The organism is Nitrosospira multiformis, assembly GCF_003050865.1.
Classification (GTDB): Bacteria; Pseudomonadota; Gammaproteobacteria; order Burkholderiales; family Nitrosomonadaceae; genus Nitrosospira; species Nitrosospira multiformis_E.
Genome location: NZ_QAOK01000037.1, coordinates 1 through 22,190, shown reverse-complemented (window position 1 = coordinate 22,190; position 22,190 = coordinate 1). Strand labels below are relative to the sequence as shown.

19 protein-coding genes are annotated in these 22,190 nt (G+C 52.9%); 9 read left to right on the top strand and 10 right to left on the bottom strand.

Annotated elements, in window-relative coordinates; translation table 11 throughout:
• Window positions 1–207: 207 nt before the first annotated feature.
• A complete protein-coding gene (locus tag C8R21_RS14160) occupies window positions 208–444 on the top strand; it encodes a hypothetical protein (RefSeq protein WP_146162509.1) in 237 nt (78 codons plus the stop codon).
• A 222-nt stretch (window positions 445–666) separates the two neighbouring features.
• On the opposite strand, the gene C8R21_RS14155 is transcribed toward C8R21_RS14160, so the two are convergent.
• From C8R21_RS14155 to C8R21_RS14145, 3 genes are all read right to left on the bottom strand, one after another.
• Window positions 667–1,101, bottom strand: coding sequence for a YciI family protein (locus tag C8R21_RS14155; protein WP_107763283.1), 435 nt, complete (start codon window positions 1,099–1,101; stop codon window positions 667–669).
• 233 nt (window positions 1,102–1,334) lie between these two features.
• The gene (locus C8R21_RS14150; RefSeq protein WP_107763282.1) at window positions 1,335–2,423 is read right to left on the bottom strand and encodes a tetratricopeptide repeat-containing protein; all 1,089 of its coding nucleotides are present in this window, start codon (window positions 2,421–2,423) and stop codon (window positions 1,335–1,337) included.
• A gap of 236 nt (window positions 2,424–2,659) precedes the next feature.
• Window positions 2,660–3,823: an alpha/beta fold hydrolase gene (locus tag C8R21_RS14145; RefSeq protein ID WP_258192427.1), complete on the bottom strand. Its 1,164-nt coding sequence runs from the start codon at window positions 3,821–3,823 to the stop codon at window positions 2,660–2,662.
• Between the two features lie 145 nt (window positions 3,824–3,968).
• Between C8R21_RS14145 and C8R21_RS14140 the strand changes: the two genes are divergently transcribed.
• Window positions 3,969–4,412, top strand: coding sequence for an SRPBCC family protein (locus tag C8R21_RS14140; protein WP_107763281.1), 444 nt, complete (start codon window positions 3,969–3,971; stop codon window positions 4,410–4,412).
• Between the two features lie 98 nt (window positions 4,413–4,510).
• Here C8R21_RS14140 and C8R21_RS14135 read toward each other — a convergent pair whose 3' ends face one another.
• Both C8R21_RS14135 and C8R21_RS14130 read right to left on the bottom strand, forming a co-directional pair.
• Complete coding sequence (locus C8R21_RS14135) at window positions 4,511–4,921, bottom strand: hypothetical protein (RefSeq protein WP_074974508.1); 411 nt, start codon at window positions 4,919–4,921, stop codon at window positions 4,511–4,513.
• Entirely contained in the window at window positions 4,922–5,266 is a 345-nt protein-coding gene (locus C8R21_RS14130; RefSeq protein ID WP_074974509.1) for a hypothetical protein, read from the bottom strand.
• A 347-nt stretch (window positions 5,267–5,613) separates the two neighbouring features.
• Here C8R21_RS14130 and C8R21_RS14125 point away from each other — a divergent pair, with 347 nt between their 5' ends.
• Window positions 5,614–7,014: an adhesin gene (locus C8R21_RS14125; RefSeq protein ID WP_107763280.1), complete on the top strand. Its 1,401-nt coding sequence runs from the start codon at window positions 5,614–5,616 to the stop codon at window positions 7,012–7,014.
• A 169-nt stretch (window positions 7,015–7,183) separates the two neighbouring features.
• Here the strand turns inward: C8R21_RS14125 and C8R21_RS14120 are convergent, their stop codons facing one another.
• The 3 genes from C8R21_RS14120 to C8R21_RS14105 all read right to left on the bottom strand — a co-directional run bounded on the left by C8R21_RS14120 (window position 7,184) and on the right by C8R21_RS14105 (window position 9,526).
• The gene (locus tag C8R21_RS14120; protein WP_107763279.1) at window positions 7,184–7,645 is read right to left on the bottom strand and encodes a ferritin-like domain-containing protein; all 462 of its coding nucleotides are present in this window, start codon (window positions 7,643–7,645) and stop codon (window positions 7,184–7,186) included.
• A 483-nt stretch (window positions 7,646–8,128) separates the two neighbouring features.
• The gene (locus tag C8R21_RS14115) at window positions 8,129–8,629 is read right to left on the bottom strand and encodes a tachylectin-related carbohydrate-binding protein (protein ID WP_107763278.1); all 501 of its coding nucleotides are present in this window, start codon (window positions 8,627–8,629) and stop codon (window positions 8,129–8,131) included.
• A 585-nt stretch (window positions 8,630–9,214) separates the two neighbouring features.
• A complete protein-coding gene (locus C8R21_RS14105; RefSeq protein ID WP_107763276.1) occupies window positions 9,215–9,526 on the bottom strand; it encodes a hypothetical protein in 312 nt (103 codons plus the stop codon).
• A gap of 187 nt (window positions 9,527–9,713) precedes the next feature.
• Here C8R21_RS14105 and C8R21_RS14100 point away from each other — a divergent pair, with 187 nt between their 5' ends.
• The gene (locus C8R21_RS14100) at window positions 9,714–10,724 is read left to right on the top strand and encodes a zinc-dependent alcohol dehydrogenase family protein (RefSeq protein WP_107763275.1); all 1,011 of its coding nucleotides are present in this window, start codon (window positions 9,714–9,716) and stop codon (window positions 10,722–10,724) included.
• 47 nt (window positions 10,725–10,771) lie between these two features.
• Here C8R21_RS14100 and C8R21_RS14095 read toward each other — a convergent pair whose 3' ends face one another.
• Window positions 10,772–11,326 carry an NADPH-dependent FMN reductase gene (locus C8R21_RS14095; RefSeq protein ID WP_107763274.1) on the bottom strand — a complete coding sequence of 185 codons (555 nt, stop codon included), beginning with the start codon at window positions 11,324–11,326 and terminating at the stop codon, window positions 10,772–10,774.
• A gap of 244 nt (window positions 11,327–11,570) precedes the next feature.
• Between C8R21_RS14095 and C8R21_RS14090 the strand changes: the two genes are divergently transcribed.
• The 4 genes from C8R21_RS14090 to C8R21_RS14075 all read left to right on the top strand — a co-directional run bounded on the left by C8R21_RS14090 (window position 11,571) and on the right by C8R21_RS14075 (window position 17,241).
• Entirely contained in the window at window positions 11,571–12,167 is a 597-nt protein-coding gene (locus tag C8R21_RS14090) for a polysaccharide deacetylase family protein (RefSeq protein ID WP_107763273.1), read from the top strand.
• Window positions 12,154–12,675, top strand: a complete 522-nt coding sequence (locus C8R21_RS14085; protein WP_146162508.1) for a hypothetical protein — start codon at window positions 12,154–12,156, stop codon at window positions 12,673–12,675. The genes C8R21_RS14090 and C8R21_RS14085 overlap by 14 nt, the downstream gene beginning before the upstream one ends.
• Before the next feature lie 21 nt (window positions 12,676–12,696).
• Window positions 12,697–13,428 carry a hypothetical protein gene (locus C8R21_RS15715; RefSeq protein ID WP_146162507.1) on the top strand — a complete coding sequence of 244 codons (732 nt, stop codon included), beginning with the start codon at window positions 12,697–12,699 and terminating at the stop codon, window positions 13,426–13,428.
• A 711-nt stretch (window positions 13,429–14,139) separates the two neighbouring features.
• A complete protein-coding gene (locus C8R21_RS14075; protein ID WP_181258958.1) occupies window positions 14,140–17,241 on the top strand; it encodes an autotransporter outer membrane beta-barrel domain-containing protein in 3,102 nt (1,033 codons plus the stop codon).
• Between the two features lie 836 nt (window positions 17,242–18,077).
• Here C8R21_RS14075 and C8R21_RS14065 read toward each other — a convergent pair.
• Window positions 18,078–21,470, bottom strand: a complete 3,393-nt coding sequence (locus tag C8R21_RS14065; protein WP_107763268.1) for a hypothetical protein — start codon at window positions 21,468–21,470, stop codon at window positions 18,078–18,080.
• Between the two features lie 525 nt (window positions 21,471–21,995).
• Here C8R21_RS14065 and C8R21_RS16725 point away from each other — a divergent pair.
• Window positions 21,996–22,088: a type II toxin-antitoxin system YoeB family toxin gene (locus C8R21_RS16725; RefSeq protein WP_107763285.1), complete on the top strand. Its 93-nt coding sequence runs from the start codon at window positions 21,996–21,998 to the stop codon at window positions 22,086–22,088.
• Window positions 22,089–22,190 lie beyond the last annotated feature (102 nt).

Genomic DNA, 22,190 nt, shown 5'->3' with positions numbered 1-22,190 from the left:
ATTCCATAACCCGCGAAAACGGCGACAGCTGGAAATGCATCAGAAGCAGGATTTAGGCTTAACCAAACCGTCCGGAGAAATGGGGTAAAACCCTTATGGCTGGAATGGTATTTCTCTCGCCATGTAGAATTGCTAAAAATTACTAAAATTCGTGCATTTGTTTTTTCTAGTAAACGGCTTAGGCCTCAAGCATGTGCAGCCATAACATTGAAGAACCAAGCTTGGATTAAAGATCGGAAAAGCCAAATGCTGCATTACGCTTCTTGGGACAGACGGTCTATTCTTCTTGCAGCTAAAGTTCTTTCCCGCGACGAGCGGGAAAAATGGCTAGCTCCTCTTGTTAAGAGTGAAAGCCTTAGTCGAATGGATAAATGGATGGCCGACTGGGTAATTGCTGGAGCGCCACCCGATTATTTTGATTATGATGACGATATTCCCTTCTAAACTGCAAACAAAACTCCTCAAGCATCGGGATATCCATTGCCGAAGCTCAATTGAGTGACCCTGTTGATTTCATTTCTATAAATTTGGTAAAAACCACCGTCTTTAGACGGTGACTTTGACTTTAAATGTGTTGACTCATGCGCGCTAGCTTGGTGCGGATAGGCGACTTTAGTCGTCTGCACCCAAGCTGCGCTAACCCACCTACTTCTAGTAGGTGGTAGTTTAGTACCCCTTCTTTGGGGCTATTTCGGCCCGAATACGCTCCTCTGCTTCTCTTAGTTCAGGGGTAAATTCGGTCCCGAAGTCCTCGGTTTCAAACACCTGTCGAATCTCGATTTCTGCTTCTTCTTCAAGTGGGTTCGGGCAGCGCTTCACCCATTCAATCGCTTCTTCCTTCGACTTCACCTGGATCAGCCAGAAGCCTGCCACCAGGCTTTTCGAATCATCGGGAAAGGGACCATTAATCACGGTTCGTTTCTCTCCGGAAAACTTTACACGGGCGCCTTTCGAACTCGGGTGGAGTCCTTCACCCGCCAGCAGCACACCGGCTTTCGCCATCTCCTCGTTATATCGGCCCATCTCTGCAAGGAGATGCTCGCTCGGCATTACACCCGCCTCGGTGTTTTTGTCGGCTTTGACCAGGATCATGAAACGCATAACATTTCCTTTTGTTGTGGATTGTTAGTTTCCATTCTCGGTGAAGTCCCTCAATTCATGCGGTTGCTTTACATGTAGGCCAGTGTGGCTCCAATTTATTCGATCAGATAAAACGTTTTAAACTAACCCGGCCATCTTGTAAGTAAGAGATGCATCGCGCCTTGGAGCGTAAAAAGTCTTTTTATTGCTGCAAGATATCCTTTATTTTTTGCTGTTTTTCTTGGCTGGCACCGTCATGGCCGACCCATAATGTTGCTAAACCACTGGAACCGCGACCGTGCTACCTGCCGCTCCGGTTCGTCATCCGGGGTAAACCGATCCATTGCGATACGAACTCCGGCAAGATTATCCCGTGTTATCCGTGCGGTAGGGTGATCGGTGCCAAGCGACTTTTCACAGATGGCCAGTGCCCGTTTGTAAAGGGGTTCCGCCTGTGCATACTGCCCCTGCTTGTGATGGATGAACGCAAGGTTGTTCAGGATGGTGGCAACATCAAGGTAGTGCTTTCCGGCAGCTTTTTCAAAGATTGCCAGTGAACGTTCATAAAGGGGCTGCGCCAGTGCATAGCGGCCTTGGGTGCGATAAAGTTCCGCAAGAATGCTCAGATCCTGCGCCACGTCGGGATGATTCCGGCCCAAGGCCTTCTCCCGGATCGCCAGCACGCGCTTGTAGAGCGGTTCGGCCTGGGCATGTCGGCCTTCGTTCTGGTGGATCAATGCAAGATTGTGCAAACCTGCTGCCAGACCAGGGTGGTCGGAACCGAGCGCTTTTTCCCGTATCGGAAGCAGGCGCTCGTAAAGCGCTTTAGCCGGCGCGTACCGTTCCTGAACGCAATACAGTTCCGCAAGATTGTTCAGCGTCTGTGTGACGTCCTGATGGTCTGGCCGATGGGATTTTTCCCGAATGGCCAGCGCCCGCCTGTAAAGCGGCTCGGCGTCTCCGAAACGGTTCTGGGCGCGGTAGAGTTCAGCCTGCCCATTCAGGGTTCTTGCAACCAGGGAATGGTTTGGTCCAAAGTGCTTTTCCCGGATTGCCGCGGCGCGCTTATAGAGCGGCTCCGCCTGGATAAACTTTTTGTGGTCGCGGTACAGTTCCGCCAGGTTGTTCAGGCTGGTGGCAGTATCAGGATGATCAGGACCATATTCTTTTTCCGCAACCGCGAGCGATTTCTTGACAGCGGCTACCGCTTTGTCATATTCCCCCTTCTTGTAAAGTGATATCGCCTCTTCACTGAATGTCCGCCACTTTGTCTGCTGCGCATAAGCAACGTGTGTCATACCGAACAAGAGGGATAAAAAGAAAGCGGTAGAGAGCGTTTTCATTCAATTTCCTCTCATATTTAGCGGCGGGCACCAGGTTAAGGGTTAGGAGATGGGAAAGAGCAGATGTTAAACCGATATCCACTTCAAGATTCAAACATTTTTCCACGTTTTTTAAACGATCTGAGGTGGAGACTGTTTCGCCCTCCCTTGGCACATACCATCTGACACCAGCATCCGGCATATTAAGGATAAATACCGTAAGACTAGCGCAATCTCGCCGGGCAGAGCTTCTGCTGTTAAATATAGCCCTCATTCCGAAAACTACAAGAAAAATACGGGGAAATATAGGTAGACGCGACTGCGTCATTCATTAAACGGGAGGAATGTGGCGAGGATTTGCAATCGACTGAATTAACCATTGGCAACACTTCTTCTATCAATATTCGGTTGAATCTTGCCGGTTCCTCGAAGGGCGGATTATGCGCAGAGTTTTCAAACCACACCAGCCGCTTGCAGGGTGCCTCGATGGTTTCGAAATATCGCTCTGCCAAGGTCGCAGGAACATGCTTGTCATAACGCCCAAGCAGGAAGAACATCGGTATCTTGAATGAGCGGTAGTGCTTGCTCAGATTGAGCTGGGAGATTTCATTCTCCAGCTGCACGAGAGAAAAGCGATTGCCCTGACCAAACCTGATAAGGTCAATCAGGTTCGCCTCATCGGTATTGAGTGCTGTCCATATCAGCTTACCTGTCGACAGATTGGTATGGAATATGCCGCCGAACCGCTCCACCCATCTGGCAGTTATCAATCTTTCATCGACAGAGGCGTAGGGCGGCGGGCCGATCGCTTCCAGTTCCGAAACCGCCTTGGCATTTCCCCTGTTTTTCGCTTCGGACAGGGCAAAACCGTATGATAAGCGGCGACCTTCCGGCACATCGGCCACTTGGGCAATACCCACATAAGCAGAGATTTTTTCAGGATGCTGCGAAGCCTGGATTATCCCCGGTACGGTGCCCCACGAGTGTCCCGCCAATACGACTTTTTTCTTGTGGAACCGTTGCCTTACGTATTCCACGACCTCATCCAGATCGCGCGCGAACTGTGCAATGGACATGGATTCAGGAGGTATATTCGAATGAAATGATCGGCCCGTTCCTCGCTGCTCCCAATACACCACGGTGAAATGCTGTTCGAGCAGGGAATTATAATGGCGGAAGAGCGCCGACTCGCTGGCGCCCGGCCCGCCATGCAGGAGAATCAGGGGAGGATTGGAGGTGGATATTCCGCGAAACCAGATGTTTTGAGGAATGCCGCCAATGGTAATCGTTTCCATGCTGGCGATACTGCCGGAAATGATATTTCCGGTTGCGTCCCGGAATGGCACGGTATGAACGCAACCGCTGCATAGGAGGAGCAACACTGCTGTAGCAGTATGACGAAGAAAAGCGGAGCCCGGCACCGATGTCTCTGCTCAGAACATTGTTCTGTCGATATGATGTGGCATATGTTAAAAACGACCGGTGCCCAGTCGTGGTGAAATCTGTCCGAAAAAGCGGGTGACAAGGTCGCCAGAGCCGGACGAAATAACAAGAGAGAGGATAATCATGCCAAAAGTATACAACTCGATTGTTGTCGATGCTCCAATCGAGCAGGTCTGGTCGAGGATACGGAATTTCCACGACTTCTCCTGGGCGCCTTCGCTGATCAGGTCATGCAAAAAGGTGGGCGGGGGCGGTGGATATTCGGTGGGGGCAAGGCGGCTGTTAAACGGGGAATTCCTGGATACGCTGATCGCCTACAGCGAGATCGAGCGTCGGATGATGTATTCCATGGACGAAGGGCCTTCTCCGGTTTCATCAGGGGAGATTCGCGATTACGTGGGCAGCCTGCATCTGCTCCCGGTGACGACGGATGACAGGACCTTCGTCGAATGGTCCGGCTCATGGGAATCCGCGAACACAGAAGCAGTGGAATACATGAACAAGGTTTACCGTTCGCTTCTTGCCGATCTGGCGGGCGAGTTTCGCCGGCGACTCCAGCCACGATAGAACAAGCAGGCCAAGGTGAGTGGGAGCTACACTTTTCTCAGAGGTCAGGAGGGGCGCAGTGAAGAATCTGTGCAACCGGAAGTGTGGCCGCGATCAAATTATGCATACCAGCGCAAGAATGCGGCGGCGGACAGCGCCGTTACACCCAGCAGGCTGAGCAGCCCCCAGGCACTACGGCGCCGTTTAGGCGTCCATGCGGCCGACTGACGCAAATACTTCGCTGCAATGACTACTCCGCCTGCGGCACAGAGAATCTTGACCAGCAATGCAGCAAAGGCGACGCCGTGCAGATCGGGGAATGTCTGATAATAGTAGTAACTCACTGCACCAAACCCTGCACCGCTCATCGCCTGAACTGCCCAACTCAACCCGACTATCCAGGCAAACTTACGTAGCACAGGGCTGGCCTGCCCTGAAATGTACCACCCAAGGACTGGAAAACCCACCACGGCAGCGGCGCCGAAATTATGCACCAACTGCACTATGGCATAGTTGAGATTTTCAAACACTTATGCTTCTACATTGACGTTGACGCACTTTTGCGGGCCGATGGGCGTATGCGCCTTGTTTACCACCTTGACGCATATTTCGTGTTTTCCCGCTGCAAGCGTTCCCAGGGATTGGCTTCCCTTCAGATTACGCAGCGTCAGGATTTCCTTTTCATCGATATAGAGATGGGTGTGGTCGCCCTTATCTCCCAGAGAGATGTCATAGACCAGCTCGATGTCCGTCTTCGGGCTGAATTTGGCGCCTTCCGCAGGTGAAGAAATTGCAACGGTTCCTTCGGCGGCAAGTGCCAGCGGAATGGAGCAGGTAAAAGCGAGTGAAGCTGCAAGGGCCTGGAATTTACGCATAATCATTCTCCTTGAAATGTTGGTATCGATATTTGTATAGGACTTGAAGAAGTGACTGAGTCATGTCACTCGGCAGACTGCAAAACCTAGTATAGCCAGTCTTCCGGATTCTACCATTCGAAATTATACAACAGCTTCGCCTCATCTCCGGCTCATGGGAAATGGAACAAAGCTGTTATCCGCTTTCTTGAGGAGTTGAGGCCGCCTGAATCGCACCGGTTGCCGCAGCCTGGTTTTCCTTTCCGCAGTTTCGCACGGTTTATACGGACAAGCACGGAAGAAAAGGGCCGATGTTTTCGCTATTGTCGCGCTATAGTTTGATATGATAGCGCGTTTGTTCAAATCGAATGGATCAGCTGAAGATGGAGTTCAATCAGAATAAAAGAGCCATTTCCTGGGCTCATCTCATGCCGCTTGCATTGGCGTTGAGCGTCGCTGCGTGCGGTAATGGAAGCGGACCGGCAACAGGCGGCAGCAGCAACGGTGGGGGAAAAACCGGAACAGGCCCGACTGCCGGCAAGCTGCTGGACACCGCGGTAAGCGGCGTGGGTTATGCCGCGTCTTCGGGTGCTGCCGCCAATACGGATGAAAACGGAATCTTCAAATACAGCCATGGTGATACGGTGGAGTTCAGGCTGGGTGGTCTGGCTCTGGGGAAAGTGAAGGGAGCAGGTATCATCACTCCCATGGAACTGGCGGGAGAAAGCGCGAATAAACTGCAAAACCTGCTTATTCTGCTGCAATCGCTCGATATCGATGGCAATCCCGATAATGGTATCTCCATTCCTCCCAGTGCCGCGGCTGCTGTCCCCGCTTCCATCAATCTGGATAGCGATCCGGCTGCGTTCGCAGCTTCTGCTGAATTGCAGAAGGCCAGGGAGGCGGGGGGCGTGAGTGGTGCCGTGAAGACAGCGGATCAGGCCAGGGCACATTTTCTTTCACAGGGCATTCCCATGCTGAGTTCCAACATCTGGGTCAAGCATGATGATACGTCCGCCTCTGTAATCCGTATTTCCACCAGCGGAGGGGGCGAGTACCTGAACGGTGAAGCCACGCCGGATGATTCCTGCGATGCCAACCGCGTTTGTGGCGGTAAACTGGTCAGCAAGGCCGGCGTGGAGTATGGTGTGGCAGGTGTATCAGAATTTGATACCAGGGGATTCAAATTCGTGAGCAAACCGGTGATCGATACCAACCTTCAGGCTGGTTTATCCAATCCCCGGCCGACAGTGCGGGTACGCACGGACGGTTCCGACCTGATTAATTCGGATATCGTGACGGTTCAAAGAGAGAAGAAACAGGCGAGTCTGTTTGGAGAGCTTTTCCACATCGCGGGAACTCTGGAGATCAGTTCGGACAAAGAGCCGATCAAGACGGAGATCAAGGAGAGCCGCTATTCAGCCATGGAAAATGAACCGAAGGGCATCGTGGGGACGTGGGCGGCGGACCGGACGAATATCAAGACCCAGACTTACTTTTTCTTTTCCAACGGAAAGTTCATGATGGTTGATCCGATCGGCAACCCGGAGCACGCTGAAAATTGCGGGCCTGGTGTCGAGTTCGCCTCGTACACGTACGATGCCGGGAGCAAGGCTTTGAGCATCAAAGGGTTTACCTATGATACCAATGGGTGTGCCGGCTTTTCGGAAACCGGTGCGAGCTCCTTTAGTCTGAATCCCGATGGCGACACGGCTACCTTGGAAAAACAGGATAAAAGCAAGATTTCCCTATACCGCGTATCGAAATAGTAAGACTCGATAGGGAAGATAGAAACCGACTTCCCGGATGATGGTTGAGTTCCGCAAACCGGGAGATCGATCGCCGGACAGAAGCGCGTCTCGCCGGTTACGCCTTGGCTATTGGACGAGCTTTGCTTCCCGCTCGCAGGCAAAAAAGTGAGCCATGTGAACTGCGTTCTCAAACCGCTTTGATGCCATGCCGCGCCGCATCGCGCAGATGACGGACGCGATCATGATTTTTTTTAACACCTTCGTATTGCCTGTCAAGCAGCGCACGCAGATCGAACGGCATTTCTTCTCTGAGCGCATTGTCATAGGCCATCACGGCAGCGGCTTCGCCCCGCTCGCATTCTTCAAGTACTGCCAGATTATCGTTGCTGGTGATTGCCGTCTTCAAGTCAACCCACATGCGATGCAATGTGCCGGTAGCAGTGCCGCTTGTATCGGGATCTCCACCGTAACGTCTGACTTCTACACTTAAATCACGCACCGCCTCCTCGCAGCTCTGTGCCCGGTTTCGAAGATACATCTTCAACTCGGGATCGTTGATATCATCCGCGCAGGTTTTGAAGCCTTCTGCGCCATCACGCGAAATCTCGATGAGACCGTTCAACATGCTTATGATTCGCTCATTATCCATCTTTATCTCCTGATAAAAACCTGAATATTGCCTTTAAAAAAAAGATAGAGAAATCCTTCCTGCCGTTCTGTACGCTGAGGCACATTCAGCCCCAGAAACCCATTTACGCTGGTTCTCTGTCTCACGCCTAGCATCCATTGTCAATGGCTGAGTTTTCATGGGTGATCAGAAGCTGACAAACTTGATCCAGGTATTTCTAAGAGACTTACCGGTTCCGGATAGGAGAAGAATATCGGCGCTCCCGTTTCAGATATCGAGAGAGTGGTAGCGTCTCTGCTGCATGAGATAGCCATATCCTACTTCGGTGAACGAAGGGCGAACGTGGATTCAATTTATAATAAGATCAAGGGAATGCTTTCTCGTCGACCCCAGGATCCCTCCGGATTCGTCCAACAAGCTTCCTTCGATGACGCATCCTTTCGACAGACTCAGATACATAGAGATCAAACAGTAGCGTAGCTACCGCTGAGAAGCTCAACTACATTATTCGTCCCCCGCAAACACCTGCTTGAAATTCCAGCCAGTACCGATTTTCATTGCCTGAATAGGCCAGGAAGCAGACCCGTCCGCCGTGCCTGCATGCTTGTAGAACAGCATATCGCCGTTGGGTTGTATGGCGTAGATGGCGCCATCGTCCCCCGCAAATACCTGCTTGAAATTCCAGCCATTACCGATTTTCATTGCCTGAATAGGCCAGGAGGCAGACCCGTCCGCCGTGCCTGCATGCTTGTAGAACAGCATGTCGCCGTTGGGTTGTATGGCGTAGATGGCGCCATCGTCCCCCGCAAATACCTGCTTGAAATTCCAGCCATTACCGATTTTCATTGCCTGAATAGGCCAGGAGGCAGACCCGTCCGCCGTGCCTGCATGCTTGTAGAACAGCATATCGCCGTTGGGTTGTATCGCGTAGATTGAAGTTGCTGAGGCAGCAAACGGGCATACGGTTAACGCCATCCATATACTTACCATCCATAATATCTTCATGATTTTTACTGGTGAAATTAAAATTGGCCTACAAATGGCGGCGGCAAGTGGGATGCTGCCATTGACATGACCAAGTTACTGACTCAGTCAGAGAATAGTACACAAAGCCCTTTTTAACCTTAGTACAAAATAGGAAACAATCAACCCGTTCCAGTGAATGTCTCGACAATAACATCGCGCAGGTCGACTGAAGTTGATTCGCGCTGCTCTCGGTCAGGATCAAATGATGGTCCTACCCCAGCAGGCTTGGCATGCGGAATATCCATACGAGAATATAATGACTTAGCGTATAGACCGATAGATGCAAGTTAATCAGAATGAATTTTCCGTGGCAGGCTGTGAAAAAACTTGCCTCACATCATCCAGATTGTAAGAAAACATGTCCCTTTCGCTTATCATACTAATGTCATATCTCCTATGGTGCTGCCAGCCCGAAGATACCGGCAGGCCAAGTGCGAGCGGGGAAAAAAGGTTCAGGGCGCCCTCAGAGGGGAGGACACCCTCATTTCCTTTGGAAATGGAAGGCAAAAAGTTGAGGACAACGGAAACGACAAGCAGGCATTCCGGGTATTGCGTCAAGATAGTTTACAGCTGAAGCCAGTAAATCACGCCGTCGAAATCGACCGGGACGAAGCGTGCCGCTTCCGCATTCGTTCCTTCCAGCGCTTTTTTATAATCCTCGAAGTAGCTGTTGCGAATGAGGCTCGACCCTTTGTCGTAGGTTGAAACGGAGGCAGCGGCATCAACGTTTTTGGCAAATGCCTGCAACGCCTTCAGTTCTTCAGAGTATGCATCGGAGCATCGGTAATTGAGTTCCTGCTCGAGCCAGTTGATGCGGGTGAATAAATCTTTCGAGCTAATTATGTTGATCGTATTGCTGATCGGTTTTGAGTCCATGAATTATTCCCTTGTTCATTAGAAAAAACGGGCTCGGCACTTAGTAATCGTAAGAAAACCGGAATCTCTGCGGCGAAGAAACTCTGGCTACAATAGGGTGTTAATGGTTATTTTGTCCGGAATCAAGTATATATACTAAACATTCTTTTGGACTCAACCAACGCACGTTTCGAATGAGAGGCAAGCGATGACCAACAAGGCAATCTATGTGCAACCGGGCGGTGGATTTGATCGTGTAACGCTGGGCACATGCGAATCAATGGCGCCGGAAGTAGGCGAGATTACCGTCAGGATTCGGGCAAGCTCATTGAACTACCATGATTACGCAGTGGTAAGCGGGATGTGGCCACCTGCAGTGCCGCGTATTCCAATGTCCGACGGAGCGGGAGAGGTTGTTGCCGTGGGGGAAGGCGTTAACGAATTTGCAATAGGTGACCATGTTGTCAGTACCTTCTTTCCAGGTTGGCAGGAAGGACAACCCGAGATTGATGACATGGGCACCGTTCCGGGGGATGGCGTCGATGGTTTTGCGTGCCAGCAGGTGACAATGGCCGCTATCGGTTTTACTCACGCCCCGAAGGGTTATAGCCATGCGGAGGCAGCAACCCTTACGTGCGCGGGTTTAACAGCGTGGCGGGCGCTAATGGTAGACGGTCCATTGAAGCCAGGCGAAACGGTACTGATTCAGGGAACCGGCGGAGTTTCAGTATTCGCCTTGCAATTCGCGAAGGTGGCGGGAGCAACGGTAATAGCCACCTCTTCCAGTGACGAGAAACTTGCCCGCCTGGAAACGCTTGGCGCAGACCACCTCATCAATTACCGGCAACATGAAAACTGGGGTGGTCTGGTACGTGAGTTGACAGCGGGACGCGGGGTCGACCACGTGATTGAAGTAGGAGGACCTGCCACGCTGGCTCAGTCGATGGTAGCGGCGCGCATCGGCGGACACATCGCCGTAGTCGGCATTCTCTCGGGAATGACCGGAACGCTGCCGTTGCTCTCTGTGTTGACACGGCAATTGCGCCTTCAGGGGCTGGTTGTTGGCAGCCGCCGTCACCAGATCGAGATGATTCGGGCAATCCAAGCTACCGGACTGCGGCCGATAATCGATCGTCATTTTCCGCTGGAAGAACTCGTGGAGGCTTTTCGCTATCAGGAAACCAACCGGCACTTTGGCAAGATATGTCTCGATATCTGAATGTAACCATCATTCCCGGTAAGGAATGAAAAAGGAAACTGCCATAATCAGGCGGCGTGCCTTTTCACCCAATCGACATAGCGGTTCATCCAGTTCTGCAGGAATTTCCTGCTGTCTTCATTGCCGATGTTCCCATCCTTGTCAAACAGCCCTTCTTTTACATGTATGAACGCTTCTGGCTGGCCCAGAGTGGGAACGTCCAGGTAAGCCAGGGAGTTGCGCAAGTGCTGTTGCGCTATGGCTGTGCCGATAGAGCCAATGGAAGCGCCGATCACTCCCCCTGGTTTGCCTGCCCAGGCATTCTGCCCATACGGACGGGAAGCATGATCGAGTGCGTTCTTGAGCACGCCCGGCATGGACCGGTTGTATTCGGGTGTGACGAATAGCAGGCCTTGGGCTCCGGCAATTTCAGCCTTCAACCGTTTGACCGACTCGGCCTGATTTTCATCGTCGTCCTGATTGTATAACGGCAGGTCGCCGATGTTCAGGTGTTTGAATGTAAATTCCGGCGGGGCCAGTTTTATCAGGGCATCAGCCAGTTTGCGGTTGAATGAGTCGCGGCGAAGACTGCCCACCACTACAGCAATTTGATATTGGCCCATGTCATATCTCCTTATAAAAGATCGTAATGTGACGGGTTTGGTCACTCATATAGCCGTGCAGGCTGAAGATCATGCCGTTTTGATTAAGTGCCGCAAATTACGGTCTCATAACTAAAAAACAGGCAGGCCCTAAAAATATCGTCTATATCGATAAATATAGCAGCAAAAGTCCACACGTTTCGAGCGCCGGAGATAAGGAGCTTGAAGAGTTCAGGCGGCCATCAGTATTATCAGGAGGGGAAACATGCTCGGTGACGGAAAACGGATAGTCCTTTCTTTTGACGATGGGCCAGGGCCTGTGAGTGCGCTGGAAAGCATTCTGGAAACGCTGCGCGAAAATGATATCAAGGCAGAGTTTTACGTTCTTGGCGATGAAGTCAGGCAATTTCCAGAGGCAACAAGGATGATTGCTGATCAAGGGCACGATATCCAGAATCACTCCTGGAGCCATCCCAATCTCGCGCAGGAGACGGAGGAGGAAGTGCGTCGCGAACTTGAACGAACACAGGATATTATCGAAGAAGTCAGTGGGGTCCGGCCCACCAAAATCCGACCACCTTATGGTGCGGGGGGTTTTCGTGGTCACCTCGATCCGGAGCTTGTCCGGGTTGCCGAGGGGTTGTCACTCACTATCGTCACCTGGGATATCGATACGGAGGACTGGAAAGCTCCCCAGGGATTGGGTGAGGAAAAGATAGCCTACATCGAGGAGCAGTTTACCCAGATGCCCCGCAAGGTTTCATTCAATGTCCTCATGCATGTACTTGCCGGAACCGCGAGAGACCTGCCATCTTTTATCTCCCAGTTGCGGGAGTGGGGATTCGCCATTGCAGAGCCGTGAGTGCTGCTCCCATTCCTGCGCCAGGTATCTTGCACCGTTTGCGTGCCCGACCCTGCTGGTATCGTTGCTGTTCTCTCCGGGGATTTTAGCCCAGCAAAAGGGAGAGTTCGATTGCAGAGCGAGTGTCAAGTATGAATGTACCGCGGATCAGTGCGAGCGGGTGACGGAGGATTTTCAGCACGAGGAGTCGTTTCTTTATAACGCAAAAACCAATGAGTTGTCCGCCTGCCTCTGGACCAACTGCTACTCGGCCAAAACCAAAGCTTTTACCATGAAAGCGGGGGGTGCGATTACTGCTATCGGCAGGCTGGTCCCGGTCGTTCATCCGAAAAACAAACCGCTTGTCGTCTCCCTGACCATCAAAACCAGCGAAATCGAGGGCGGCGCAGATGAAAAGAAAGCATCCTTTACCGCCATCTGGAATTACGGAGGCGACAAGCTCACTTTCGATATGGGCGAGTGTGTACTCAAACCTCCCGTCAAGGGAGCAGGGGATAGAGCGGGATAAACCGGGGAAAGGAGGATTGTCATGACTATGGGCGCCAGGACCAATTTTGAGATCAAGAGCAACGGCCAGCAGAGATTCATCTCTTCATCGGTTGTCCGAACAGGTACAGCGAGCATTTTACTTGCCCTTGCAATGCCAGTATTTTCGGATACCGACGTGTCTTTAACCGGCAGTGTCACCCAGACCGACATTTCCGGTTTTGCGGGCACGCCGTTCACTGTGGGCCATCCAGAGGGCACCCAGGCTGTTTATGGCGTCTGGTCAGTGGAGCGGAACGACAAACCTTGCTATGTTGGCGCATTAACTGAGGACATCAATAATTCCAAGGATAATTCCGGTGAGATCAAGAGCCTGTGCGGCGACAACCCGATCAGCAGCGAGATGAAGGTGCAATTTGGGGGGATAAAATTTGCCGAACGCACTTTTGTGCGCGCGCTACGCGTCTGCATGAATAAAGACAATACCCGGCTCAAAGGATTCCAGATTCGCGGACGCAAGATCGACGAGAATGGGAATGTATCCGATCTGCCTGTCAGGTATCCGGATTCGTCCAGTTCATCCGGCCTTACCCCATTGGTCGATTTAAACGCACCCAGCGATCAACGTCCCAATTGCGATGGCTGGAAAAAATGGGTGGAATGCTCTCAGAATCAGATTGCAACTGCGATCACTGCTCATTTCAGTGGGGGATCGAATCCCCGCAGCGTAACGGGTATCGCCCTACAATGTCGAGCAGTGGGTAAAGGGGAATGACGCCCTTGGCCGCTTTGCTTGTAGCCCCCTTCTTCGAATTCGTCGCGCAGTACCATCCAGTCGTTGATTCACGCCGTTCCGGCCTGGATTGAGCGTGGGTATGCATAGATTTCACCAGTTGCAGCGATCTCATGGAAGATTGGCCGGACCTGGTCAAAATCTTCTCTTGTAACTTCTCGAATATTCATGATACCTCGCTGCAACAGGAAAGGGAGAACTGCTCCTATTTTACCCATGAAAACTGTCGGTTTGACAGCTATGTGTCCCCTATCTACCCGTAGTTTCATTGCCTGCATAGCAGCTATGAGCAGCTAGATAGCTTCTGTAGGCCGACGCCAAACTTCGATTCCCTGATCCTGTAAGCCTGAAGTTCCTCCTGTTTCTCCGCTGTTGTTGGAAATAAGTCATGGAGTAAATGAAAAGCGAGAGGAAGGCCTCTCTTTCGCCCGCTTTGCACGTTCTGCCAGGGCTGTAGCATGCAGTCCTCCTTTTCCTCCGGTATGGGCCGGCCTGCTGTCCGCATTGCTTCAGGTATCGGTTGGGGCGTTTATTCGATTCACCCCCAGACAGCGGAGCAGATTCAGGGGAATGAGCTTCAGAGTACATTATCTATAGGGCGTTATGAAAAAACCAGGCTTCACATTATTCGATTTGCAGTTCTTGATTTTAGGCTCTGCGCTATCAGCCGTTTCTCCACAACCATACGCGCAGATGCTACCGTGGGATCCAAACAGCAATCTCGTGTTTAATGGTTCCCTCGGCAGTGGTGAGGTCGTCGAACTCACCAGTGTTACCGGCGATTTTACCGGCAGTCTCGGCCCAGGTCCGGGACAAGTGCAATGGACCGGCAGTGGAGGGTTTCTTTCGAATGGCTCGAATCGTATTGTCAATATCGGTGGCAGCGGCGGCACTCTGACCTGGGGGAGCGGAAACTTTGTCCCCAGCGGAGAGGCCCTCATTCTCGGCACATCCAGCGCAAATATGCTGGATTTCCAGAATGGAATCGACCTCGGCGGGATAACCCCTGTCATTCGAGTCCAGGGGGGCTCCATTGGCGGACATGCACGGATTAACGGTATTTTGTCCGGCATGGGAGGGCTTCAGGTGATTGGTACCGGGAACGACATGCTGGAGCTGACAGGGGCCAATACATACTTGGGTGCTACCTTCATCAGCTCCAGCACCCTGGTTGTAAGTGCCGACAACAACATGGGGACTTCCACGGGGCCGCTTATACTCTTTAATGGCACGCTGCGAAATACCGCAAGCTTTGCCATGACACGGAACATTTTCCTTAATTTTGGTTCGGGTACATTCCATACCGATGCGAATCTTGAAGTGGCCGGTATCATCAACGGCATAGGTGGCAGCCTCATCAAAACCGGCTCCGCGCAGCTGACCCTGACTAATACTTATTTCGGTGACACCGTGATCAGTGCCGGAACACTCCAGGTTGGCAACGGTGGCACCACGGGCAGTATCACCGGGAACGTGATCAACAATGGCACGCTCGCGTTCAACCGCTCCGATGACACGAGCTATGGCGGTGCGGTTTCCGGAGCTGGGGGGTTAACCAAGCTGGGCCCGGGAAGATTGACATTGACCGGGGAAAACACCTATATCGGCGGCACGACCATTACTGCCGGCGCCCTGCAAATCGGCAACGGAGGCACCACGGGCAGCATAGCCGGGAACGTGACCAATAACGGCACGCTCGCATTCAACCGCTCCGATGACATGAGCTATGGCGGCGTGGTCTCCGGAACTGGCGCGCTGAACAAGCTGGGGGCGGGAAGGCTGACATTGACAGGGGAAAACACCTATACCGGCGGCACGACAATTGATGCCGGGGCCCTGCAAATCGGCAATGGCGGTACCACGGGCAGTATCACCGGGAACGTGACCAATAACGGCACGCTCGCGTTCAACCGCTCCGATGACATTGGCTACGCGGGAGTGATTTCCGGAACCGGCGGCCTGGATAAGTGGGGTGCCGGAAGGCTAATATTGGCCGGGGAGAACGCCTACACCGGTCCCACTCATATCTATAGTGGAACCCTGCAAATCGGCAATGGCGGCACCACCGGCAGTATGGTCGGAGATGTGAGTAATTTCGGCGGCACGCTCGCGTTCAACCGTTCGAATGACCTGGGCTATTCAGGAGCGATTTCGGGTTTTGGCACGATCGTCAAAGATGGGACAGGGACGCTGGCACTGACAGGGAATTCAGGAGGGTTTGTGGGCTCGATTCTCGTCAATTCCGGCATGCTTGCCGTCAATGGCGTCCTGGGTGGGGTGGTGAATGTGGATGCGGATGCCCGCCTTCAGGGCAACGGGATGATCGGTACGGGAATTGTTGCTGGCACTGTTGCTCCAGGAAATTCCATCGGCACGCTTGGAGTAAGTGGCAATTACACGCAGCTTCCCGGCTCCGTCTATGAGGTTGAAATCGACCCTGCCGGAAACAGCGACCGGATCGCTGTCGCGGGCACGGCGAACCTCCACGGCGGCACGGTCGCGGTCACTCCAGGGACGGGTACTTATTCCGCCGGCACGCGCTACACTATCCTGACAGCGGCAGGTGGACGGACAGGAGCATTCGATGCGCTCAACCTTACCCGGACGCTGCCCTTTCTGGATGTGGTATTGAGCTACGACCCGAACAATGTTTACCTCGATGCCAACCCCCTCGCATTTTGCGCTGTCACTGTTACAGCCAACCAGTGTGCGGCGGGCCAGGCCGTGGAGAGCCTGGGCTCCGGGCGTTCACTGTATGACATAATCACGGGTCTTCCTGATCGGGATGCCGCGCGGCGGGCTTTCGACAGCCTTTCAGGGGAACTTCATGCCAGCGCAAAGGGCGTCATGATCGAGGATAGCCGTTTCCTGCGCGAAGCGGTCAATGATCGCTTGCGCCAGTCCTTTAGCGGGTCTGGCATCCCTGTTTCCCGGGCATCGGGGCAAACACTGCAAGAAAACAGAGCGGCCGGCCATGCATTCTGGACTCGCGCATTCGGTTCTTTCGGGCACCGTGGCGGAGACATGAACGCGGCGCGCATCAATCGGAACATCGGGGGCTTTTTCATGGGGGGCGACACCCTTATTGCCGATCTCCTGCGTCTGGGGATCGCCGGGGGGTACAGCAATTCGTCCTTCAATGTGAACGACCGTTTTTCAACAGGTTCAAGCGACAATTATCACGTGACGGCTTATGGGGGCACTCGCTGGCACGCGCTCGCCCTGCGTTTTGGCGGCGGTTATACCTGGCATGACTTCGAAACGAACCGCAATATTCTTTTCCCGGGTTTCAACAACCAGGTGAAAGGGGATTATCGCGGCCGCACCGGCCAGGTGTTTGGCGAGCTGGGTTACGAACTGCCGTTCAAGAACGTTTCACTGGAGCCCTTCGCGGGAGTGGCGTATGTCAATCTCGCCACCAAGGGCTTCCAGGAGCGGGGAAGCATCGCAGCGTTGAGCAGCGCCAGGGATAACGAAGGGGTCACCTACAGCACGGTGGGCATGAATGCGGCGAGCATGTTTTCCACGGCAGGGGGAACGACCACAAGGCTGCGGGGCAGTCTGGGATGGCGTCATGCCTTTGACAGCGTTCCCACCCGCTCGGCCCTGGCTTTCAGTGGTGGCTCGACATTTGGCATTGCAGGCACCCCTATTGCGAAAGAGGCAATGATCATGGCAGCGGGCCTCGACGCAAACGTTGGCAAGAACGCGATCCTGGGCATTGCCTACACCGGACAAGTATTTAGCAACGTCGTGGATAACGGTGTCCGGGCAAATCTCGACTGGAGGTTTTAGCCCGCGTTTCTCACAAATGGCAGGTGCATCGTGGCCGGAATCATGAGTAAGTTGTTTTACGAGAACGACTTGAATCATGAAAAGGAAGGGCCGCGATGCAGCACCGTGTAGCGCAAAAGCAATCTGCGCAGGACGTATTATTGAGCCGGCGAGCAAACAGTACAAACGTCATACCCGCGGAAGCCGGTATCCAGTGACATGCAAAGTGCGCCATTATTGGTTTGGCTGGATCCCGGTTTGCTGGATTCCGAGTCAGGTTAGAATGACAAATTCATAGTATTTTCTGACCGGATCAATAGGGCTATCAAGCTACTGTTCGCCGGCCGCTTTCTTGCCGAGATAGGCTGCCCGGCCCAGGCCGAATATTGACAGCAGGGTGGCATCGACATCCGGCATGGTAACCACCCGGCGGAATTCGATGTTCTCCATGCAGAACCAGAGGAAGGTCTGGAACTTGGAGCTGCTGTAGCGGTTATTACGCCCGAGGTAAAGGTAAGTGGAGTGTCCGCGGCTCCTCTTGCCTCCTTGCCGGTTGAGCCTGGGCCTGAGTCAGGAACTGGCGCTGTGGCTGGGGCTGAGGTTGTAGTTGAGGATGAGTCTGTGCTTTTGGATCGGCATTGGCGTTCATGCTTTGGTTCTGGCCAATGCTGGAGGATGGAACAGCCTCCTGAGCATGAACTGGCGGCGTGAGCAGAAGAAGGGCGAGGATAAGCAAGGGTTTTCTGTTATTCAAATTGTTAACCCATTTTGTTGCTGCGAAAGTGGATTCTATTTTCCCGGCAGTTCCGGTAATGCTGCCGTGGAATCTCATCTCATCCCTCCCACTCTCGGGGCTATTACTGCCCGGTCGCAAAATATTCCAGCAGGAGTAGAAGTCCGTACCCGCCGGACGGCAATGCGATCGCCGCCCCGAATATCGGATGCTGGGTGAAGGGGAGGAAGGCTCCTCTTTTGTTATTTTTGATCGTGTGAGTTGCCCATTCGATCTGCTGCCTCTGCTTTATTTCTTCCGGTGTCTGGCCAGATAGCTGGATCAGTTTGCTCTCCAGACGCCTGATGGCCTCGTGCCGGGCTTTTTCGGCCGATCTTCGCAACGCCAGCGCATTCCCGACAACGAGTATCGCATTGAGGGAGAAGATAATGACCAGCGAGGCGGGAAAACCCCAGTTATCGATATAGCCATGGCGCCCGATGATCAGCAGAACAATGATGATAAATGGGAAATAGATGAAATTGCCGATGACAGTCGTGCGCTCGGCAATCAGTTCGATGCCCAGCCATTCATCCAGGTTCTCCTTGTTGATACCGCTCTTGCTGGCTATTCTCCCGAGCGTGCCGGAAGGCCAATGGATTTTATTCGTGGCAATGCAATTGACCCAGCGCCGGCACAACCTTGTGGCATCCACCACATAAAATATCAGTATCATCATCGCCGTGCCGCTCATGATGAGGAGGCTATTGCTTATCAGGAAACAGCCCGAACCCCGGCAGGGCGTATTTGGAAAGCCGAACGGCATCATCATCAGCCAGGCGAAACTTAATGCGACAACCAGCTGCGGCAGGCCGCGGATTGCGAAATTTTTCAGGACACCAAGGGAGATGTACTCCCGCCAGAGGCGAACAGCATCGATCTCTTCAGTGCTTTGTGGACGCCAGACATGCAGCCCCAGGATACGGCGAATGGCGTGGGAAAAGATTCTGAATGGAAGCCTCTTGTGACTGGCGTCTTTTTCGGGATCACATAGGGAAGTATCGGTAAAACTTATACCTTTATCTTCGAGATCCAGTTCGTGCGTCAGGACGTTTTCGTTATTTTTCATCTTCCGCCACGAATACCATAAAAAGAGCAGGCTCATGAGCAGTGCAAGCAGGCGGATCGCTGCTGTTGGCCATGCGCTGATCCCTTCGGTGAACACGAAGGGCTCGCTTCCTGCGACATCCAGCGCCTTCCAGGGTACCCATTTGACCAGACCGTAGCATGTACCGACTGCAACAATCAAACTTGCCCAGAACAATTTGGTCATGGCAAGGTTGTAAAAAAAATTGGCTACCCTGGTACTGATCAGTATGATGCCCAGAACGAGAATGATAATGGCGGCGAATGCTTCCGCCATCCACCTGAGGTTTCGTTGCGTGTCGAAATAGGCGTCCAGGTCCGGGCGGGTCGGATGGATGCTTGCATAATGCGGCGACTCCAGGCGAGGATCGATGCTGATATCGAAAGCTCCGGTCCTTCCGATCTCGTACAACCTCGTTCCGGTATTTGCAACAAAATTATCCGGCTTGCTATCCCTGTTCCCTTTATTCATTTCTGTGTTCAGCCTGACGCAATCGGAGCAGTTCGTTTCATCTGCATCAACAGGGGCGAGATGTCCGAGCGCCATCAAAGCTGCATAGAACAGGGATGTCTGGTAGCTATCTCTAAACGGGGGAATGGGTATTTGTAGCGCGGGTTGCAGTTCCAGCCCGAAGTGTGAGGCGATGACAAGATTGTGGGTAAATTCCCACTGGGCAGGATAGGCGAGCCTGGCATTGAGGTCGGTCGTGAAAAATATGGCGCTTGGAAACTGCTGGCGAAGCGCTTGAAGAATCAGAAGCTTGTCATAGACATCACTCCCCAGCACACCAATTGCCTTGAATTTCCCATCCTTCATTTCCTCCTGTTTCAGCGCTGCCGCCAGTCTGACGAGATAATCGATCTGGCTGCGGCCCTCAGGTCTTTGGCTCGCATCTCCCTTGGTCGGCGCCGATCGTCCTTCGTACCATGCCTTGCCCTTGGCCAGAACACCCTCGGTATCTTTATCGCTGCTCCTGCCTTCCGTTTTGCTGCTTTGCGTTGCCGGCAGTTCACCGTCAAGCCCTGCAAGATACGAGTGGTGCGACACCCATTCTGGCCACTCGTCTCTACGCAGCTTGTTCATTTCCGCCTCCAGCTCAGGGCCGGACTTGCCAGAGCCGGTTTCACTTGACGCTACTGCCACAAAGGTGCGTGGAAGGGCCCGTCCATACAGGGTATCCCACTCTGAAATCAGCGCCACCTTGAATTCGCAGGATTCTTTTGTATCTTTCCCGAATTTGCTTCCCGAGCAATTCTTCAACCTGAGCTGGCGGCGGTTCAGTTCCTGAACCAGGTGCTCGGCCAGTACTGCGTCTGTACCGATCGTCCTGCGAAAGTTTTTAATACCTGCGCACGAAAACAGGCGCTCCACTATCGGGGGATTCTCCACGGCTTCCGTTCGTTCGCCACCGCCATTGCCGGCGAGTGTTCTGCCGGGACAGCTGCAGAGCTTGTCGATTGCTTCCGCTGCTTCTTTTTCCGCTTTGCTTTTATCTGGGTAGGGCGAATCATCAAGCAGAAACGTGTCTTCCGCCGTCGCCCAGGGTGAATAAAACTGAACGTTCCTCAATGCATCGAGCGGTGGATGGGAGGAAGGGCATTGCCCCCCGGATTGCCTTGTCTCCTCGCCTAATTTGTCTTTTACCTCCTGCACCATTGCGCGCAGGGCAGTGGAGAATCTGGGACCTAAAACGTCATATGTCAGATTTATTCGATATTTACCGAATTTGCTGTCGAGGTGCGTCATCAACTCGCTCAAGGAGGTGAACGGATTGCGGCCGAAATCCTGCGCCTTCAGCCATATGACGAACACATGTTTTTTATTTTCCAGTTTTTCCCTGGGAATGAATAGCTCGGCTGGAATTACGACAGACCTGGTTGCTGCCATCTCTTGCTGACCGTTCTGCTTTTTCTCTTCTGCGCGAGTCCAGATGAAAAAGCGGATGTATTCACCCGATTCCGGCGTATACCCCGCCGCGCCCAAGGCCGATATCATCGCGTAACGATCGTTGAGCCTGGTTTCCGCGCCACTGGAGTACGGGCTTCCATCCACGAACACCGGCAGGACCCGGAGCTGGGAGGAGACGCCGGATTTTGCGAGAACTTCGACAAGCGGGGCTAGTTGATGCGGACCCTCGGTTTCTTCGCCCGTCTCCTTCGGTATTTTCGTTTCACCGGACTGATATGCTTCTACCGCCTCGAATGGGTCCTGCCAGAGCCGCGACTGGACAATTCCCTCTTCCACGAAAACATGGGAACTGACTCCCTTGCTGATGGGCCGGGAGGTCTGGAGTGAGATTTCCTGGTAGATGAGAAAACTGCTGACCATCGCCAGTAGTGCAAAGATTCCGGCGAGTGGCAGTTTTGGCTTCTCATCCTGTTGTTCCGCCATGTGATGAGCCTTTCAGTTGGCGGGGCAAGCGGCGGTTGGCCGGTTTCAAGACTTGCGGGAGTCGGCAGTTGCAATTATGTATAGCACAAATGCCCGTAAATGCTGAATGTATGCAGCCATCCAGCTATCGATGCCTGGGCCTGGAAACGTTGCGGCCCGAATATATAAACGTGGCTATATCCCCGGGTTGTACTTTGGTCCAATAGGCAAAGCTGTTCAAGCTGGTAATATGCAAACCGGGGAAGCAAGGGTGGATCGGAAACAGACAGCTTCTCCAGTAGCAGTAAACGAGGTAGAAGTAAAAGTCATGTACATGTAATTAGTAGTAGAAGCAAACGCCACCGCGCCCGGCAGCAGGCCTCCTGCGCCGGGCTTTTTTTGGACAACTTTATCATTCCTTTTGAGACGTCCGCTGTGCGTATAAAAATCATAATTGTTGCGCTGGTGATTGGATTGGTGTGGAAGGGAGGAAAGGTGTCCGATAACGGCGATAGCAGCACGTCGGTTTGGCCCTTTTTCACTGCAATGCTGGATGGGCGGATTGATGAGGCAAATAGATTGGTTTACGAAGTGTCAGATAGCAACATCGCAATTATTTCCTGTCGCTATCATTATTGATGCTAGTTGTTTAGTCCCGCTGTATGCTGGTGTAGAGTATTGCCAGCTACAGAGGGAGGAATTATGGGACAGGTATTACATGGCTGCGCCACAACGACAGAG